The organism is Ruminococcus bromii (genome assembly GCF_002834225.1).
GTDB classification, from domain to species: Bacteria; Bacillota; Clostridia; order Oscillospirales; family Acutalibacteraceae; genus Ruminococcoides; species Ruminococcoides bromii.
Window position 1 is genome coordinate 43,087 of sequence record NZ_NNSR01000023.1, and the last position, 16,302, is coordinate 59,388.

The window sequence follows — 16,302 nt, forward strand, 5'->3', positions numbered from 1 at the left end:
GAGCCGCCATATAACAGCTCCTTTGACTATATGTTATTCTAACATAAATTACTTGTTATCGTCAACATCGGTGAAATCAGCGTCATATACATTAGGATCTCCGCCGTTGTTGCCTGTAGGATTACCGCCGTTTGGCTGAGCACCGTTCATATCGGGAGCACCGCCCTGCGGAGCAGCCTGCTGATAAAGCTTAGCGGCAGCATCGTTAAGAGTCTTCTGGAGGTCTTCCTTAGCTGTGCCGATGAGTGCGGCATCGTCCTTTGAGATAGCCTCTTTAAGAGCTGCAACCTTTGTGTTGATTGCGTTCTTGTCAGCCTCGGGAATCTTGTCACCGCTTTCGCTGACGAGCTTTTCTGCCTGATAAACAATGTTTTCAGCTTCGTTCTTAGCGTCAACTGCCTCACGGCGCTTTTTGTCCTCTGCGGCAAACTGTTCAGCTTCCTTAACAGCCTTGTCGATATCTTCCTTGCTCATTGAAGTTGAGTTACTGATTGTAATCTTCTGCTCTTTGCCTGTACCGAGGTCTTTTGCAGATACATTAACGATACCGTTGGCATCAATATCAAATGTTACTTCAATCTGCGGAATACCACGCATTGCAGGAGCAATGCCTGTGAGAGCGAAAAGACCGAGCTGCTTGTTGTCACGGGCAAATTCACGCTCACCCTGAAGAACATTGATTTCAACCTGTGTCTGATTATCAGCAGCAGTTGAGAAAATCTGGCTCTTCTTTGTTGGGATTGTTGTGTTTCTGTCGATAATCTTTGTCATAACACCGCCCATTGTTTCAACACCGAGTGAAAGCGGAGTTACATCGAGGAGGAGAAGTCCTTCAACTTCACCGCCGAGTACGCCTGCCTGAATAGCTGCGCCGATAGCAACACATTCATCAGGGTTGATGCCCTTGAACGGCTCTTTGCCGATAAGCTTCTTAACAGCGTCCTGAACAGCAGGGATTCTGGAAGAACCGCCGACCATAAGAACCTTGTCAATCTGGCCGATCTGAAGACCTGAATCCTGAAGAGCCGATCTTACAGGACCCATTGTAGCTTCTACGAGGTCTGATGTGAGTTCGTCAAACTTTGCTCTTGTAAGAGTAAGGTCAAGGTGCTTAGGACCTGTCTGGTCTGCTGTGATAAACGGGAGGTTGATGTTAGAAGTTGTAACACCTGAAAGTTCAATCTTTGACTTCTCGGCAGCCTCTTTTAATCTCTGCATTGCAACCTTATCCTGTGAAAGGTCAATGCCTGTTTCTGTCTTGAATGATGCAACCATCCAGTCGATGATTCTCTTATCGAAGTCATCACCGCCGAGACGGTTGTTACCTGCTGTTGCAAGTACTTCCTGAACACCGTCGCCCATTTCGATGATAGATACATCGAATGTACCGCCGCCGAGGTCATATACCATAACCTTCTGGTCTTTTTCCTTATCTACACCGTATGAAAGAGCGGCTGCTGTAGGCTCGTTGATGATTCTCTTAACATCAAGACCTGCAATCTTACCGGCATCCTTTGTAGCCTGACGCTGTGCGTCTGTGAAGTATGCAGGAACTGTGATAACTGCCTGTGTAACTGTTTCGCCGAGGTAAGCCTCTGCGTCCGATTTAAGCTTCTGAAGAATCATTGCCGAAATCTCCTGTGGAGTGTAGCTCTTGCCGTCAATTGTTACCTTGTGAGCAGTACCCATTTCTCTCTTGATTGATGCAACTGTTCTGTCAGGGTTTGTGATAGCCTGACGCTTGGCAACCTGACCAACCATTCTTTCGCCGTCTTTTGAAAAAGCAACAACAGACGGAGTTGTTCTTGCGCCTTCTGCGTTAGCGATAACTACAGGCTCGCCGCCTTCGATAACTGCTACGCATGAGTTTGTTGTACCTAAATCTATACCTATTGTCTTAGCCATGATAAATTCCTCCAATTGAATTTTTAATTGTTTTTGTTTGTGTGTTTTCTGCTGAATATTTATATATGAAATCAGTCACAGTTGGCAACCTGTACCATTGCGTGACGGATAATTTTGTCGCCGATTTTGTAACCCGTCTGATAAACGGCTGCGATTGTGTCGGCACCGAGGTTTTCGTCTTCAATCTTTGAAACCGCATTGTGCAGATTCGGATCAAACGCGTCGCCTGCTTTGCCGTAGGGCTCAATCTTTAGCTTTTCAAAGCTCTTTGCAAGCTGATTTGAAATAAGCTCAATACCCTTGATGATATCGGGATCGGCATCCTTCAGATTTGCAAGAGCAAGCGTTACGCTGTCTGCAACGGGGAGAAGCTCGATACAAGCCTTTGAAGTTGCATCGTCATAGATTGAAAGCTTTTCGTTTGCCGTTCTTTTACGGTAATTGTCATACTCGGCGGCAAGTCGCATATACTTATCCTTCTGTGCCGAAAGCTCATCTTCAAGAGCCTTGATTTTGTCTGCATTTTCATCCTTTGCAGGCTCTTCGGTATTTTCAGCCTTAGTTTCTTCTGCGACTGTTTCTTCGGAAACCTTTTTTTCTTCGGTTTTCTCGGATTTTTTCTTAGTCATCTTTATCCTCCTTCAAGGATTTTTATTTATCATATTTCTATCAGCTCATCAATAAGAGTGCTAACGCTTTCGGACACACATTCAAGAATTGAAATTGCTCTTGCGTAGTCCGTTCTCACGGGTGCTATCACCGCAAGCACGCCTGACGGGTTGCCGTCAAGTCGGTATCGTGTGGAGATTACCGCACTCCCTGCAAGCTCTGTTCTGCTGTTTTCGCCGCCTATGCTGACGGAGGTGTCGAGCGGAAGATTTTCAAGCATTTCCGCAAGGTCGTGTCTGTTGTTCAAAAACTCCATAACATTTCGTGCGTTAAGAAAATTGACATCGGACATAAACAACGGCTTTGTCACACCGCTGAGATAAACGCTGACTTCCTTTGCCGTTTCACAAGCCTCCATAATTGCCACAAGCACTCCCGGGGTAAACATTGAAAGTTCACCGAGCCTTGCCGCCGCTGTCTGTATGAACGGTCGGTTGACCGATGAAAGCTTCATTCCCGAAAAGATTTCGTTAAATGCCTTGTCAAACACGGTCAAAAGTTCGGGATTCAAAAGGAAATCGCAACGAAACAGCTTTGTTTTTATGATTCCGTTTGAGGCAATCACAACAGCCATTGCCGTGTGCGAACCCGTCTGAACAAATCTTATTCTGTGGATTCTGCTTTCCTCACCCGAAGGTGTTGTTGTTACCGCCGTGCAGCCTGTCAGCCTTGAAATAACACCGCTTGCCTCTTTGAGGATGCTCTCGGGGGAATCTGCGCTTTTGTAAAGCTCGGATTCAACATATTCCCGTCCGCCTTGGGTTACGGGGGTAATTTTCATCAGATTGTCGATGTAGTATCTGTAGCCCTGCAGCGTTGGAATCCTTCCTGCCGAGGTGTGCGGCTGAACCAAGTAGCCTTTATTTGTAAGGTCTGCAAGGTCATTTCGCACCGTTGCCGATGAAACCTCAAGTCCCGTTTCGTTAATCAACGCTTTTGAACCAATCGGCTCGCCTGTGTTGATATAGCTTTCGATTACCGCCGATAATATTTTCTTTTTTCTTTCAGCCAGCTCCATACCGTTCACCTCATTTCGTGTCGGATTTTGCTGTTTTAGCACTCTCAACGGTTGAGTGCTAATTGCTATACTCATAATATAATACCAAAGTCAGTAAAAGTCAAGCGTTTTTGAAAAATTTTTTCGTTTTCAGAAAATCATCACATAACACGGTTTGACAATGCACAGTCGATACTCTATAATCTACTTAGCAATAATATAAGGGTGAATTTTATGGGCGAATTTCTTCAAAATATGTATGTATGGCTTTGGGCAGCTCTTGCCGTTCTTATGGTTGTCATAGGAATCAAATACCGTCATGAACACCAAGGCTTGCTCGCTGTTTTGATGGCTTTGTTCTTTATCTTTATGACCGTGTGGTACGGTCTGCGAACCTTTGCAGGCTATCCGATGTTTGAGGGTACGCTGAATATAGTCTTCCGTTGCATCCTCGGCGGTTTTCTGATTGTGCTTGGATTGATATATTGGTTCACAAGAAAAAGAAAATAAGTAAACATTACACACAAAAGAATCGGACGGCAGAAATAAAAATTCTGCCGCCCGATTCTTTTAAATGAATAACAAATTTGTTTTACCGTCAATCAGCCGAAAGCATTTATATATATCATATATAACAGAAGGAACAGCCGTAAAATCGGCTCAGCTTAACACACAGCACACTGCGGCTGTACTTCACAGTCCGGCTTCACGAACAGCGTGCAAGATACTCGCCGATCAGGCAGTACAGCTTGCAGTCGCCGATTTCTATTGCTCTTTCGAGAGTGTCGGTAAAATGTGTGACTTCTTCGGGAATGTCGCAGTAGAGGTACTGCTCGTTCACGGCAAAATCCTCCGCCTCTCTCGACTGAACACACACTTCGTACATTCCGTTCGGGTGCTTATAGACCTCGTAACGAAACATTCTGTCATCTGTGTACATATCGTAAATCACATAGTCACGCATTTTATCACTTCCTCTCAAATGTATTATCTTGCAGATTGCAAACAGTATTTTGTTATTTCGTTTCTAAAAACTCCTGTACTCTTTCGAAAAGGAACGGCTGAATTGTAGGGTATGTCAAATTTTTTGGTATATCGTCAAAAAGATTAATCTTTTCAATTTCAAGCGGCGGCAGTTCTTCGAAACTGCGAATTTCCGCAAAATAGAGCATTCCGTAATCCGTGAACGAATAGATGCATACGGGACAGATCTCGAAATCCTTCGCCCCTGTTTCTTCCCAAAGTTCACGCTTTGCGGTTGCTTCAATATCTTCGCCGTCCTCACGATGACCGCCCGGAATTTCATATGTATCACGATTTTTGTGTTTGCAGAAAACCCATTTTCCGTTGTATCTCGCACAAATTACGGCGTATTTCAACGGCTTGTCTGTATTAAGGCTGTAAAATTTAACTTTCATAGCTAATCCTTTTAATCAAAATATCTTACAAGCGAGATCACCTTGCCGAGCAAAGCGACTTCGTCAACTATAATCGGTTCAAAATTATCGTTTTCAGGCTGAAGTCTGAAGTGACCGTTTTCTTTGTAAAAACGCTTTACGGTCGCCTCGTCACCGACAAGAGCAACAACGATTTCGCCGTTCTCCGCAACAGGTGTGCGGTGAACAATTAAAATATCGTCAGGGAAAATGCCTGCGTTAATCATACTTTCGCCCTGAACACGCAGAGCAAAAAGCTCTCTGCCCCTTTTTAAACTGTCGGGAACAGGCACATAACATTCAATATTCTCAACGGCAAGAATCGGATAACCTGCCGCAACTCTGCCCAAAACAGGAACATCGGTGTTTTTCTCCATGCCGTTAATCTGAATACAACGGTTCACACCGTGTTCTCGTGAAATAAGACCTTTTTCTTCAAGTGCCTTGAGGTGGTGGTGAACGGTTGATGTTGAACTCAGTCCCGTTTCTTCGCAGATTTCACGAACTGACGGAACTCTGCCCTCGCCTGCACATTCCTTTAGATAATCGAAAATTTTCTGTTGGCTTTTGCTTAAAGGTTTCATATCGCAACGCCCCTTGTTTGTAATTACAGTATGATTGTACCATATATTTTCAGAAAAATCAAACATTTGTTTTATGTTTTTTGAATTTTTTTATTTTGTCTGACAAACGGACAAATTGTCAGAATTATGTTTATCGGCAGAAAAAAGTCGGAGCAGCGAAGCATGGCAAATCCGTATATATTATGAAATAATGTTTAGGATAAAAGCATCGCTTAATCCCTGATATCATTGACATTTTGAACGGTTTTTAGTATCATTAAGTTAATCAAATAATTGAAATTCAACAAGGAGGCAATGATATGTCAGTTTCGTACATGACACATCCGCTTATAAGACACAAAATTACACTTCTCAGAAAAGAAGACACATCAACAAACGAATTTCGCAAATTGGTTGAAGAAATTGCAATGCTTATGGGTTACGAAGCTCTTTCTGACCTCGAAACTCAGGATATCACGGTAAAAACTCCGATTGAGGAGTCTGTTCAGCCTGTTATTTCAGGCAAAAAGCTCGCAGTTGTGCCTATCCTCCGTGCAGGTCTTGGTATGGTAAACGGTATTCTTGCACTCGTTCCGTCTGCAAGAGTAGGTCACATCGGTCTTTACCGTGACCCCGAAACCCACGCACCTCACGAATATTACTGCAAGCTGCCCGATCCAATCGACCAGCGTCAGATTGTTGTTGTTGATCCGATGCTTGCAACAGGCGGTTCGGCTATTGCAGCAGTTGATTTTATCAAAAAGCACGGCGGTCAGAAAATCAAGTTCATGTCAATCATCGCAGCTCCCGAGGGTGTTGACGCTCTTATGAATGCGCACCCCGACATTCAGCTTTATGTCGGCTGTCTTGACCGTGAGCTCAACGAAAATGCATACATCTGCCCCGGCTTGGGCGATGCAGGCGACAGAATTTTCGGCACAAAATAATTTTTTCAAGCATTCAAAAAGCCTGAGCAAAAACGCTCAGGCTTTTTCTGTTTCGCATAAATGTAAATGCAGCAGTGTTAAAAGTGTTTCGGGGTTAGGATGTGCGAAACAGGATAAGGTTTTCCAAAATAACATATCTTTCGGAATAACTTTCAAAGAGCAAGGCTTGCGTATTTATTTGTGACCGGTTAGATTCACAGACCCTGTTTTCGATGTTATTATAACACAAAAAACCTGTTTGTGTTAATTAGTCTTTAAATTGCCGATTTTTGACCGCTAATTTTCACGCTTTTGTCGGAGCGTGTCAATCGCATATTATTTTTCGCCCCCAAAAATCAAGCAGCTTCTCCTTAATTTCCGCATAGAGTGATGCGCTTATCGGCACTCTGTCGCCGTTTTTGCACACCCATTCGCGGCGGTCAACTTTCTGCACATTTGCCATATTTGCAATACAGCCTCTGGAAATATAAATAAATTCATTTGAGTCAAGTTCTTCAAACACAACCGCCAGCGGTTTTCGTATTTTTATCGGCTCTTTGCTTTTGAGGTGGTAAATTTCGCTGTTTTTTCCTCTTTTTGTAATGTACAAAATGTACTTGCACGGCAGCATACCGCACATATCGTGCCGTTCAATGAAATATGACTTTTTGCTTTCAAGGTCAATAACGCCTGCCGCGTCAAGCAATGCGGTCTTCAGCCTATAATCTCCGTCTTGTTTTGGCACAAACCTGAAAATATCAAGTTTATATCCGTCAACGGCATAATTTACATGGGAGGTCATAAAAATAATAAGACAATTCGGGTTTAATTTTTTCACATATTCCGCAATTTCAAAGCCCGACACCTTGGGCATTTCAATGTCGAGAATCAGAATATCAATTTGTTTGTTGTCGTCAAGCTCAAACATAAACTGACCGCTGTCGGTGTATACTGAAATATCCGCCGATATATTCTTTTCATAAAAAGCACGCTCGGCAATTTCCTTTTCCCGTTTAACCGCCGAAGGGTTATCATCACATATTGTACAATGCAGAACCATATTCATAATATTCACCATTTAAAGTTAATATAAATCACCTTCATATGACTATTATACTATAGTAACTGCCGCATTGCAATATATTGTCTGATTATTTATAAAAATTGTGCTTGTATACATATACCCGGCAAAAGAAACACCCGAACTAAAAAGTTCGGGTGTAAAAGAATAAATTTAACTCAAAGATTATTCCGATTTGTTTGCGGCAACACTTGCAGCCTGTTTGACAGCGGTGTTGACCTTCGACTGATATGCATGACCTGCAACTCTGCCGTTGATAACCGCAACATAACGGTTGCCGTCAGACTTATAATAGCTTACAGTGTCTGTCGAGCCGTCGGATGAGTATGTATATGTAACGGTAAGAACAGGCGAACCGTTCTTGCTGTCCGATTTTGTATCGGCAAGCTCAATCATAGTAAGATTTTCATAGAAGCCCGAAAATGTTGCAAGCTCAATTTCTGTCTTGCCGTTCTTAACGGTTGTTGTGGTTGTTGTAGACTCACTGCCGTTATCGTCTGTCTTTGTTTTCTGTGCAGTGCTCAGCGAGAATGTGTAGGTGTTCTTGCCGTCATTTACGGAAACCTCCGACAATGCGCTCATCTTCGGATAAAGCACATATTCGTTTACAAGGCTGTCATAGCTTGTTTTAACCCACGGAACCTTTTCGGCGGAAATTGTATATACAATATTTCCGCCCTCTTTCATAAGGCACACATTGCCGTCACCGTCCGGCTTTGAAGCTCTGAGGCTGACCGTTGTATCGGGATAAACAGCCTTTAACTTTGCATACGGTTCAGAAAGACCCACGCTTGAAAGCTGTGAGGATGACGGATTAACCATTTTTACCGTGAGGGCATAAAGACCTCTTATGCCGCCTGCAACAAGACTGCTTTCGTTCTCGTTTGCGTAGCACTCAACAGGGCTTGTCATAACAAAAGAAGCTGAGTTCTTGCCGTCTGAATTTGGCTTTAGAGTGATTGTCTTTGGAAAGTTAGAGCCTGAAATTTCAATTGAAGATGCCTCACTGTTGTCGTTGTTAGATGCCGCATCGTTGATTGTAAGGCTGATAAGGTCGGTAAGGCCGTAGTCAAATGCAGAAACAGAATCTTTGGCAACAAGGTAAACTGTGTCACTGTCGCCAAACTTTATGTATGTTCCCGCACTTTGCGGAGCATCATCACCGACATAGATAACAGCCTTTGTCTTGTCGGTATAAGTTACGGTAACAGTATCTCTCGGCTTGTCAAGACCGTAATCGGCAAGCTTTGAGCCGTCAAGGGTCATAACCTTTGTAAAGTCAATGCTTGCGGCATTGTTTGCAATGTTATCTGCAATACCGCCCTGAAGGTCAAAATCCTCATAGCCTACAATTGTGTACTGTGTAGCACTTGTCTTGCCGTTCTTATCGGTCGGGGTGTACGACTTGATGTCAAGAGTGCCTTTTTTGTTTTCAAGATGAATCTTTGAAATCTTTGCAGGGATATAATCCATAAGAGTGCCGTAGCTGTTGTTATCAATTTCACCCTTATCGTTTGTCTGAATCTGTGCCTGATGAACACCGTCTTTATCGGTTGTAACGCTCATCTTTACACCCTCATCATATGTTGCTGCTTTCGATGACGAACCATCGCCCTTCGGTAGAAAGATGAGCAGACACATAAGTCCCGCAAGAATCAATGCTGCTGCGCAGACAATAATCAATATTTTAGTATTCTTTTTCATTATCTGTTCCTCCTGCGTAGCCAGAAAACAAAGCCTGCAACAAGAATTGCAATCGGGATAACGATTACAAACACAACAAGCATTGTGTTCTGTGTTGCAACATCGGTAATGCCGAGTTCTGTATTATCAATCGACTTACTCTCAATTGTAATACCGACATCTTCCTTGTCTGCAATTGTGTTGATTACATTCATAAAGTATGCCGAGTTGTTAAAGCTGTTGTACTGCATAATTGTGTCGCTGAACATAACATATGAACCGAATACAACAACTCTTGACGATTTTTTGTCCTCGTTTGTCATAACGCCCTCTGCGGCAACATTTTCACCGTTGCCTGTGATTGCGTCCTTGTAGTCCCAACTCTTGTCGGCATCAATCGGCAATACGCCTGCCTTGTTCGTAGTTTTGAGCAATGCGTGTGCGGTGTTTTCGTCTGTAATATTAACAGCGTGTGACTCTGATACAACAACAGGAATCTTGCTGTTTTTGAGGTTGTCTTTGTAATAATCGCCGTAGCTTACCGTGAATGCATACGGTGAGCTTGCATTTACAAGCGCGGTTTCGTCTGTTTCAAACACATAGCCTCTGTCAATTGACATACCCCATTCCTTGAGGAAATCGTCAAGGTTAGGCATCTCCCCCATATCAGCAGTCGGAACATAGATGAGTGAGCGACCGTACTTGCCGTCATTTGAAAGCCATGTTGAAAGCTTTTCAACAATCTTTTCGTCAAGGTCAACGGAGGGCGCATACATAATTGCAACCTTAGCGTCTTTGTCAAAATCGCCTGTTGCAAGTGAAACATCATTCACCTGATAAGCGTTGTTTTCAAGAAGACTTTTAAGCGATGAGTAATCCTGCTCGTTGTTGCCCTTGATCATATCAACAACAACCTTGTCGTCTGTTGTAACATTGAGAATTGCCGTTACAACAGCCTGCTCAATCTTTGTGCCTGTAAAGCTGTATGTGCCGTAGTAGTTGTAGGTCTGCTCATCATACTCAAAGCAATCCGTAAGGGTAAGCACCTTGTACTGCTTGCCCGACTCAACAAGAACAATGTTGTTTGCTGAGCTTGACTGCCAGTCAACATTCGGATAATTGGATGTGAAGGAGGGATTTGATGTTAGGTCAACATACTTGATTTTCATTTTTCCGTCTGACTTGCTCGCCATTTTATTGAGCATTTTCTGAGCCTGAACAAAGTATGTTCCCTGACTTTCAAATTTGTCCTTCTCCATAAGTATATAAACGGTAACATCATTGTTAAGATGTGAAACATAATCAATTGTGTCATCCTGAAGAGCAAACGAGTTGTTTGAGGTGAGGTCAAGCTCAAGGTCGGGGAATCTGTTAACAAGAAGTCCGATTATAATGTTGAGAACAATCACCATAACAATAACAAGAGCCGTGATTGCCATTGCAACCGTGCCGTGTTTTGCCTTTCTTGACTTCATAAACTTTTTGAATTTTCCCTTTTCTTTTTGAGGCTTTGATTTTTTGTTCTTAGCTTTTTTAGCTTTTGTATCTTCCGTTTTACCGGCTGTTTCTGCCACCGCATTACTGTCGGCGCTTGCAGTTTCTTCGGAGATAGTATTTAAGTTTTTATTTTCTTCGCTCATTTATATTACCCCCTTAGCTCCAGCGTCTTTTTTCCAGAACACGAACAGTAAAGAATATGAACAATCCTGCCACGCTCAGGAAGAATGTGATATCGGTTGCGCTGAGCAGACCGTATTTGAATGAATTATAGTATGTAGCAAAGTCAATTTTTCCGATAATGTTCTTAATCCAATCGATTGAAATCATACTTGTGAAGTTTGTCATCATATAGATAACAAGGTTTACCGCCATACTTACGATAGCTGCAACAATTGTGCTTTCCGTAAGAGATGAGATAAACACATTTATTGCAATAAGAGCCGCACCAAAGAGGAGCAGTCCGAGAAATGTACAAAGAATAACCGACCATTCCGGAGTTGCAAAGAACGAAATTACAACCGCATAGAGAAGGAAGATTGCACTGCAGATTGCATAAAGCACAAATGCACCGAGGAACTTGCCGAGAACGACCTTTGTAAGGCTTACAGGTGCGGTAAAGAGTGCCTGATCTGTTTTCTGGTACTTTTCATCCGCAAAAGATTTCATTGTTATAATCGGGATTAAAAACAGGATAATCAAAAGCATATTGCCGTAAACATAGCTTAAGCTTGCCGAGTTGTACACAACGCAGTAGTTGTAGAAAAACACACCCGAAAAGAAGAAGTAAGCGGCAAAAACAACATATGCAATTGCCGAATTGAAATAAGAGGAAAGCTCCCTCTTTAAAATAGCACTCATTACATATCTTCCTTTCTGCTGTCATATTTGCCTGAGGTAAGCTTAAGGAACATATCCTCAAGTGTTTCGTTGCCTGACTGCATATCAAGAATTACCGCACCGATTCTTACCATAGCATTGTAAACATCTCGTCTGATGTCGCTTGCTGTTTCGTATTCAATCATATATCTGCCGCTGCCGTCAACATTACTGCCTGTCTTTGCAACATGCTTAACAGCAGGGATTTTCTTTATTGCCTCGGTAATGTCGGCAGTGCTTCCCTCTGCAACGAGCGAGAGCTTCTCACCGCCCGATACCTGAGCGGAAAGCTCATCGGTTTTCGCATCGGCAACAATTTTGCCCTTTGAAATAACGACGATTCTGTCGCACACCTCGGAAACCTCGGAAAGAACATGAGATGAGAAAATGACCGTATGCTTTTTGCCGAGATTGCGGATAAGCTTTCTGATTTCGATAATCTGCTTAGGGTCAAGACCGACTGTCGGCTCGTCAAGAATGATTACGGGCGGATTGCCGAGAAGCGCCTGTGCAAGGCCTACACGCTGACGGTAACCTTTTGACAGATGCTTGATAATTCTGTCAGCCTGCTCGGTAATCTTTGTCAGACGCATAACCTCGTCAATGTGTTCCTTTTTGGGCAGCTTCACCTTCTTGAGATCAAACATAAACTCAAGATATTTTTTAACCGTCATATCAATGTACAGAGGCGGAATTTCGGGAAGATAACCGATTTTTGACTTTGCGTGAATCGGATCGTCAAGAATTTCACATCCGTCAATGGTAACAGTACCGCTTGTTGAAGAAAGGTAACCTGTTATCATATTCATTGTTGTGGATTTGCCCGCACCGTTCGGTCCGAGAAATCCCAGAACTTCACCTGTTTCAACAGTGAAGCTGATGTCGTCAACGGCCTTTATGCTGCCATAAAATTTTGTAAGGTTTTTAACCTCGACCATGTGACTTTTCACTCCTTAAAATTAAATACTTAATCTCTGTGCCTTTATTCTGCAATTTAAATGTGCCATAAAAAAACGCAGAAACGAACATGATAGATTATACTATAAAATGAGCGTTTTGTGTAGAGTTTTTCCAAAAAAACAGCGCAAACTCACAAAAATTCAGTTTCTCATCACACAATCAATGCTCTTCGGGAATTATTCACCAAAAATTCGGAACAATATTTATTGATAATGACAAAACAATTTAAAAGGAAGTGTCAGCTTGCAATATTTAAATGCATTCTGGGTTGGCGGACTCATCTGCGCGGTCGGTCAGCTTCTCATTGATAAAACAAAACTCACTCCCGCAAGAATACTCACAGGCTTTGTTGTGGCCGGTGTGATTTTGGGAGCAGTCGGACTTTACAAACCGCTTGTCGATTTTGCCGGAGCAGGCGCAAGCGTGCCAATCAGCGGTTTCGGCTTTCTTATGAGCGAGGGTGTACGAAAGGCGCTCTCTCAGGACGGCGCACTTGGAATCCTTACGGGAGGTATTACAAGTGCCGCCGCAGGAATCTCCGCCGCAATAGTTTTCGGACTTATCGCCGCCCTTTGTACAAAATCGGGAGATAAGTAAAGTTAAAAATTAAGCCTTATAAATGCAGCCGCATACCGTTTGCTTTACAACACAAAAACCGCCGTACAGATTATTCGCTGTACGGCGGTAATGTTTAAAGATATTTAATTCTATTATTCAGCGTTAATCTGAACTTCTTCGGGATTTTCAGAAATATCGCCTTTCTTTTTTCCGCGTTTTTTGATGATATATGTCCATACGCAGAGGAATGCAAAGGTTGCGGCACATATGATTGTCACGGTCAAGCCTATTGCAAATCCCTTTGGATAATACTCAAGCTTGATTGTATGCTCGCCCTTGTCAAGATTGAATGCAACGAGTGCGTTGCCGACAGGAGTAATTGTTACTTCCTTGCCGTCAACATATGCCTTCCAGCCCTCTTCATACGGAACAGAGGTGTAGAACAATCCGTTTTCCTGTGCGTTGATTGTTCCCTCCATAGAACTGCCGGTAAGCTTTGTTGTTGTCATTACGCTATTTGAAAGCTTCTTGTAGCCTTCTTCAAAGACATCCTGATTCAGAACATCAACAAATACCATTGCAGAACCCGACTGTCCCTGCTGGAGATTTGAATAAACGGAAATCTTGTCGCCCTTTTTGCATTGACCGATGCAGGCAATGTAGCTTCTGCCCATACCGTAGGTCTTGCTCTGGGCAACATCGTTAATCATAACGGTAACATCGTCACCGCCCGAAATATCCGCATACATAAGATACAAGCCGTCCTTAGGTGCTTCGTAATTCCACTTTACATGCGGAGTAACCGTTGTATCGTTACAGTTGAATGAATATCTTCCGTAATCCGTTTTGTTTACGGGGAACTGGGTGTAGTCTGTGTGTCCCTGAGAAACAACATCAAGCGGAGTGTAAACATCATCCTTAATGCCGGTTGCAAGCTTAAAAAATTCGTTCTGTGTGTCAAACGGATTGAACTGATCCTCGTTCTGATTAACCTGCCAGCCTGCAAGCTCGGAATTTGTCATAAAGCCCATCGGCAGATAGTGGTTGTTCTGCAAAAGCTTTACATTGCCGACGCCGTAAGCCTCTGTAAGGTCGTAGGTATTCATATAGATACCGTCACGGGCAATGAGATATTTAAGATTCATAAAGAGGTTTGTCACAGGTGAACCCTCGGCATAGGTATAGCGGTTACCGCTCTTCCAACCCATCATACCAAAGTTTTCAAACAGCACGGTCATATCAACATTAGCCATTGAGTTGAACATTGAAAGTCCGTTGTAGTGGTTGAGTGCGGCATCGTTAAGAGTCTGAGTTGATGTCATCTCCGCTCTCCACATTTCGGTTGTATTGTTTTCAAGGCTGTCCATATAGTCAATTACCTGTGCCGTACTTTCCTCGCCTCTCGGATAATCGTAAGTACCCGTTACAGTTGTTGTCTTAACACCGATATAACCTGCGGCGGCACTCTCGCCCACAATTATGACGCCGAATACAATCAAAAGAACCTGTTTCGGAACAATTCTCTTTGTATAGAGGAAAAGCAGAACGCAGATTACAGCCGCAATAACTGCCGTGCCGACAAGCGCATAAGCCTCCTGTGTGCCGATGCCAAAGATGATTACAAGCGCAACAAAGAGTGCGGCAAGGATAACATCCCAGCAAGAGCTTGATTCAAGAAGCATAAATGCTCTGAATGCCATAACAACAAGCACAAAGCTGATGAGATAGCTGAAACGGTACGGAATCATATTTGTAAAGTGGAAGCCGTGCCAGATATAGTCAAGCTGTCTGATGATACAGCTGATAATCATAAAACCGATAAGACAGCCGTCAACGATTTTCTCTTTGAGCGAAATTTTCTTGCTTGTGAAGAAAAGAATTCCGAGTACAAGAGAAAGTGTACCACAGGCAATGTTGGGCAATGCGTCAGCCTCTTTGATTGCAGGAGCGGCAAATGTTATGAAATTGGAAAGAATCTTTCTGATTGCCTCAAGCACACCCATAAGGTCGTTTGTTGAACCTATGTTGATTGCAAAGGTTGTCGGAAAAGTTGCACCCGATGCGTTTGTGTTTTGCAGACCGAAGAATGCCGGCAACAGGAAAAACGCAGTAAGTCCGAGTGCAATCAACGAGTAAATACCTGTGTGAAGAAGATTTGTTGCAAACTTTTTGATGCCGTCCCATTTTACAATGTTGTATGCAATGAATGACAGCAGTACAAAAATGCAGGCAAACAAACCGATATAATAGTTAGTCAAAAGTGAAAGTGCAAGCGAAACTATGTAAAGTCTGAACTTGCCCTCTGTGAAGAGCTTTACTGTGCCCAGAGCAACAAGCGGTGTGATACAAACCGTATCAAGCCAGATTGTGTTCCAATAATAGCCCATAAAGAATGCGCAAAAGCCGAAACTGCATCCGAAAATCACAAGAGAAAAATCATTCTTCTTAAAAAGACTGCGTAAGAAGATTGCCATAAACATACTTGCACATGCAACCTTGATTACAACAGAGAACATCAAAAATTCTCTCAGCCATTCACTCGGCAAAAATACCGTCAAAAAGTTGAGCGGGCTCATAAGGTAGTAGGACATAAGCGCAAAGTAGTTTACACCTCCGCCCTGCGTCCATGACCAGAACAGCGATTCGCCGTGCTTGAGCTTTTCCTGCATATCCGCAAGAAACGGATAATACTGATGCCACAGGTCGGTTACAAGAATCTGATTGTCACCGAACGGCGAAACCTTCATAACTCCGAAAGCGGCTGTCATCAGCACAAACGGTATGACAAAAGCCAGAATAATAAATAGATTGTTTGAGAAAAAGCCCTTGAAGCCACTTTTGTTTTCAATCGTGACAGGCACCGACTTTTTCTTTTTCTTTACAGCGGGCATAATTTGACCTCCGAAATATTTTGTAATTGTTTTCCGATATGCACAAAAATGCAATCGGGTACAAGTAATCCATTTTATTTTAACGCTTTTCGTGTGTGATGTAAATAAAAAAACATAAAAATCTTAAAAAAAATAGACTTTTTGCGTTAGCTTTGTTATAATCTAAGTGCGGATAATCTCCGCCTCTTTGAGGTCGGAGATTATCTTTGGAATTTAGCGTGAGTTTCACTCCCTCTAAATTCCACGGAGCTTTCGCT

At 42.9% G+C, this 16,302-nt stretch carries 15 protein-coding genes; 3 read left to right on the forward strand and 12 right to left on the reverse strand.

Translation table 11 applies throughout. From position 1 onward, the window contains the following. Window positions 1–48: 48 nt before the first annotated feature. From dnaK to hrcA, 3 genes are all read right to left on the reverse strand, one after another. Entirely contained in the window at window positions 49–1,905 is a 1,857-nt protein-coding gene (gene dnaK / locus RBATCC27255_RS01290; protein WP_101028385.1) for a molecular chaperone DnaK, read from the reverse strand. 71 nt (window positions 1,906–1,976) lie between these two features. Beyond that, entirely contained in the window at window positions 1,977–2,534 is a 558-nt protein-coding gene (locus RBATCC27255_RS01295) for a nucleotide exchange factor GrpE (RefSeq protein WP_101028386.1), read from the reverse strand. 29 nt (window positions 2,535–2,563) lie between these two features. Beyond that, on the reverse strand, window positions 2,564–3,667 hold the full coding sequence (gene hrcA / locus RBATCC27255_RS01300) for a heat-inducible transcriptional repressor HrcA (protein WP_101028387.1): 1,104 nt from the start codon (window positions 3,665–3,667) through the stop codon (window positions 2,564–2,566). A gap of 138 nt (window positions 3,668–3,805) precedes the next feature. Here hrcA and RBATCC27255_RS01305 point away from each other — a divergent pair, with 138 nt between their 5' ends. Beyond that, entirely contained in the window at window positions 3,806–4,081 is a 276-nt protein-coding gene (locus RBATCC27255_RS01305; protein ID WP_101028388.1) for a hypothetical protein, read from the forward strand. 196 nt (window positions 4,082–4,277) lie between these two features. Here the strand turns inward: RBATCC27255_RS01305 and RBATCC27255_RS01310 are convergent, their stop codons facing one another. Genes RBATCC27255_RS01310 through lexA form a run of 3 tightly spaced genes read right to left on the reverse strand, consistent with a single transcriptional unit; the run spans window position 4,278 to window position 5,591 of the window. Next, on the reverse strand, window positions 4,278–4,553 hold the full coding sequence (locus RBATCC27255_RS01310) for a hypothetical protein (RefSeq protein ID WP_169923198.1): 276 nt from the start codon (window positions 4,551–4,553) through the stop codon (window positions 4,278–4,280). Between the two features lie 34 nt (window positions 4,554–4,587). Continuing rightward, window positions 4,588–4,989, reverse strand: coding sequence for an NUDIX hydrolase (locus RBATCC27255_RS01315; protein ID WP_101028390.1), 402 nt, complete (start codon window positions 4,987–4,989; stop codon window positions 4,588–4,590). Window positions 4,990–5,000: 11 nt separating this feature from the next. Then, the gene (gene lexA, locus RBATCC27255_RS01320) at window positions 5,001–5,591 is read right to left on the reverse strand and encodes a transcriptional repressor LexA (protein ID WP_015523059.1); all 591 of its coding nucleotides are present in this window, start codon (window positions 5,589–5,591) and stop codon (window positions 5,001–5,003) included. 299 nt (window positions 5,592–5,890) lie between these two features. Between lexA and upp the strand changes: the two genes are divergently transcribed. Further along, the gene (upp, locus tag RBATCC27255_RS01325; RefSeq protein WP_101028391.1) at window positions 5,891–6,517 is read left to right on the forward strand and encodes a uracil phosphoribosyltransferase; all 627 of its coding nucleotides are present in this window, start codon (window positions 5,891–5,893) and stop codon (window positions 6,515–6,517) included. A gap of 304 nt (window positions 6,518–6,821) precedes the next feature. On the opposite strand, the gene RBATCC27255_RS01330 is transcribed toward upp, so the two are convergent. From RBATCC27255_RS01330 to RBATCC27255_RS01350, 5 genes are all read right to left on the reverse strand, one after another. Beyond that, window positions 6,822–7,562, reverse strand: a complete 741-nt coding sequence (locus RBATCC27255_RS01330; RefSeq protein ID WP_169923199.1) for a LytR/AlgR family response regulator transcription factor — start codon at window positions 7,560–7,562, stop codon at window positions 6,822–6,824. Window positions 7,563–7,742: 180 nt separating this feature from the next. After that, window positions 7,743–9,281, reverse strand: a complete 1,539-nt coding sequence (locus RBATCC27255_RS01335) for a DUF4340 domain-containing protein (protein ID WP_101028393.1) — start codon at window positions 9,279–9,281, stop codon at window positions 7,743–7,745. Further along, the gene (locus RBATCC27255_RS01340; protein WP_101028394.1) at window positions 9,281–10,900 is read right to left on the reverse strand and encodes a DUF7088 domain-containing protein; all 1,620 of its coding nucleotides are present in this window, start codon (window positions 10,898–10,900) and stop codon (window positions 9,281–9,283) included. Before RBATCC27255_RS01340 ends, RBATCC27255_RS01335 begins: the two co-directional genes overlap by 1 nt. 13 nt (window positions 10,901–10,913) lie before the next feature. Further along, window positions 10,914–11,618 carry an ABC transporter permease gene (locus RBATCC27255_RS01345; RefSeq protein WP_101028395.1) on the reverse strand — a complete coding sequence of 235 codons (705 nt, stop codon included), beginning with the start codon at window positions 11,616–11,618 and terminating at the stop codon, window positions 10,914–10,916. Continuing rightward, window positions 11,618–12,574, reverse strand: coding sequence for an ABC transporter ATP-binding protein (locus RBATCC27255_RS01350; protein ID WP_101028396.1), 957 nt, complete (start codon window positions 12,572–12,574; stop codon window positions 11,618–11,620). The genes RBATCC27255_RS01345 and RBATCC27255_RS01350 overlap by 1 nt, the downstream gene beginning before the upstream one ends. A 265-nt stretch (window positions 12,575–12,839) precedes the next feature. Between RBATCC27255_RS01350 and spoVAE the strand changes: the two genes are divergently transcribed. Then, window positions 12,840–13,193 (forward strand): stage V sporulation protein AE, encoded by a 354-nt coding sequence (spoVAE, locus tag RBATCC27255_RS01355; protein WP_101028397.1) that lies wholly within the window; start codon window positions 12,840–12,842, stop codon window positions 13,191–13,193. A gap of 113 nt (window positions 13,194–13,306) precedes the next feature. Here the strand turns inward: spoVAE and RBATCC27255_RS01360 are convergent, their stop codons facing one another. Further along, the gene (locus RBATCC27255_RS01360) at window positions 13,307–16,045 is read right to left on the reverse strand and encodes a YfhO family protein (protein ID WP_101028398.1); all 2,739 of its coding nucleotides are present in this window, start codon (window positions 16,043–16,045) and stop codon (window positions 13,307–13,309) included. Window positions 16,046–16,302 lie beyond the last annotated feature (257 nt).